The 2,317-nt window shown below is 72.4% G+C and carries 1 protein-coding gene and 2 pseudogenes; all 3 read right to left on the bottom strand.

Features of this window, described 5'->3' with window-relative positions:
• Nucleotides 1–730: pseudogene (locus ABZ845_RS31840) on the bottom strand (hypothetical protein); the annotation flags it as partial.
• On the bottom strand, nucleotides 727–2,124 hold the full coding sequence (locus tag ABZ845_RS31845) for a maltokinase (protein ID WP_360987005.1): 1,398 nt from the start codon (nucleotides 2,122–2,124) through the stop codon (nucleotides 727–729). The gene ABZ845_RS31845 and the pseudogene ABZ845_RS31840, both read right to left, overlap by 4 nt.
• 56 nt (nucleotides 2,125–2,180) lie before the next feature.
• Nucleotides 2,181–2,317: pseudogene (locus tag ABZ845_RS31850) on the bottom strand (hypothetical protein); the annotation flags it as partial.

The following is a 2,317-nucleotide window of genomic DNA, read 5'->3' on the forward strand; positions in this document are numbered from 1 at the left end:
CCCCGTCCCCCCACTCGTGGCGGGAGGCCTCCACGATCGAGGACGTGTTCGGCGGGGCCTCGGTGCGGCGGGCCATCGGGTCGGCACGCAGGGTCCTTGAGCCGTCCGGCCGGGTGATCTCGAACTTGTACAGCTCGCCCTCACCGATTCCCGGAACGAACAGCTCCCAGACGCCGGACGAACCGAGCGACCGCATCGGGTGAGCGGTGCCGTCCCAGTGGCAGAAGTCGCCGCACAGCCGCACCCCTCGGGCGTCCGGCGCCCATACGGTGAATCGGGTCCCCTGGACACCGGCGTGGCTCATCACCCGCGCGCCGAGCGCCGTCCACAGCTCCTCGTGGCGGCCCTCGCCGATCAGATGCAGGTCGAAGTCGCCGAGCGCGGGCAGGAAGCGGTACGCGTCGTCGGTCTCCAGCACACCGTCCTCGTACGCCACCAGGAGCCGGTAGTCCGGTACGTCATCGCGCGCCAGGAGTGCCGAGAACAAGCCGTCCCCGTCGTCGTACAGCTCGGCCCACGCGTCACCCATGACGACGGTGACCGAGAGCGCCCACGGGCGCAGCACACGCAGGACCACACCGCCGGGCACCGGGTGTGCGCCGAGCACCGTGTGCGGATCGTGGTGAGTGCCCGCCAGCAGCCTCTCCCTGTCCCCCGGCTCCATCGGGGCGGGACTCGGGACACCCGGCCGGCCGGAGCCGGGCGGCCGGTGGGCGGCGGGGGCGGTCACGGCGTCAGCCTCCTCAGGGCGGGACGTGCGGCGAGGCGCTCGATCGCCGCCATGGGCACGGGCAGCCAGTCGGGGCGGTGCCGGGCCTCGTACAGGACCTCGTACACGGCACGGTCCGTCTCGTACGCACGCAGCAGTTCCGGTTCGGCCCGGGGGTCCCAGCCGGACTCTGCGGCGTAGCCCGCGCAGTACGCCTCGCGGCAGTGCAGCGCCCACTCGGGGCGCAGGGGCCGGTGGGCGTGGGCGGCGTACTCGAAGGAGCGGAGCATGCCCGCGACATCGCGTACCGGGGACTGGGCACGGCGCCGTTCGGGGAGCGGGCGTGCCGGTTCGCCCTCGAAGTCGATGACGTGCCATTGCCGTTCGGCCCGCAGAACCTGCCCGAGATGCAGGTCGCCGTGGATGCGCTGGGCGGGCCGGAACGTGTCGAGCGACGCCAGCTCGGTGAAGGCGGAACGCAGTCCTGACGCGTACGGCAGCAGTTCCGGTACGGCGCGGCTTGCGTCCCGCAGACGGCCGAGCATCCCGGACGCCAGCCTCCGGCTCTCGGGCGCGCCCTGGAACTCCACGGGGAAGGCGGCGGCGAGCGCGAGATGCACCTCGGCCGTGGCCCGTCCCGTCTCGTACGCCTCCTCGGTGAAGTCGCGCCCGGTTTCGAGGGCTTCCAGGGCCTGCGCCCAGCCGTCGACACCGCCGTGCAGAAACGGCTGGAGCACGCCGAGCGTCGCGTCCCAGGGGCTCGACGTACGGAACCAGGCCACCGGAGCGGGTACGCGGGTGCAGCCCTGCCGGGCCAGCGCCCAGGGCACCTCCAGGTCCGGGTTGATGCCGGGCCGCACCCTGCGGAAGATCTTCAGGATGTACGCATCGCCGTACACCAGCGAGGAGTTGGACTGCTCGGCTTCGAGCAGGCGCGGCTCGAGCCCGGCCGGGATCGCCACGCGCCGGTCGCACTCGAAGCGCAGGACGCCCATGGTGCCCGGTGTGCCCAGCAGTTCCAGGAGCAGGGACGCCGAGTCCCGCTCCTGCAGGGCGTCGTAGAGCAGCAGCCCGGCGAGGGGTCCCTCGGTCACGCGGCCGAGGACAGCGGCCGGGGCGAGCCGGGACGGCAACGATTTCCCTGTGCCGAGGAACAGTTGGTAGCAGTCGGCCAAGGCCGCGCCAGGTCCCCCTGTCGTGGGGAATTCGGTGTGGTCGGCGCGGACGAGCAGGTGCAGGCAGTCCGGCCGCAGTTGGGTCACCGACAGCACCGCCAGGTCCGTCACGGCGCACCCCTTGCCCGCGAACCAGCGCTGGCGCGGCAGCCAGTCGCGCAGCAGACCCGAGAGCGCGGGGAGCAGCGAGGCGGGGCCGGGGGTGTCCGGGCGGAGCGTGGCGGTCTGGGTCTTCGGCATGGCGTCACGTCCTTTCCGTGGCGGCCGGCGGATCAGGGGCCAGATGTCGATTGCTGTCAACCGCCCACGAACAGGTTCACCTTGGTGGCGTGGGGGACGGACGGCCGCAGTACGGTCAGCACATGCGCCGGGCGCTCACCCGGCGTCAGTCGTACATAGTTGCTCCGGCCCCAGTCATAGGTGACACCGGTGA

The sequence above is a fragment of the Streptomyces sp. NPDC047022 genome (assembly GCF_040644155.1).
In the GTDB taxonomy this organism is placed as follows: Bacteria; Actinomycetota; Actinomycetes; order Streptomycetales; family Streptomycetaceae; genus Streptomyces.

What these genes read in the sequence shown, in the direction of transcription:
- ABZ845_RS31845 (WP_360987005.1), bottom strand. Translation starts at nt 2,124, where the DNA reads ATGCCGAAGACCCAGACCGCCACGCTCCGCCCGGACACCCCCGGCCCC.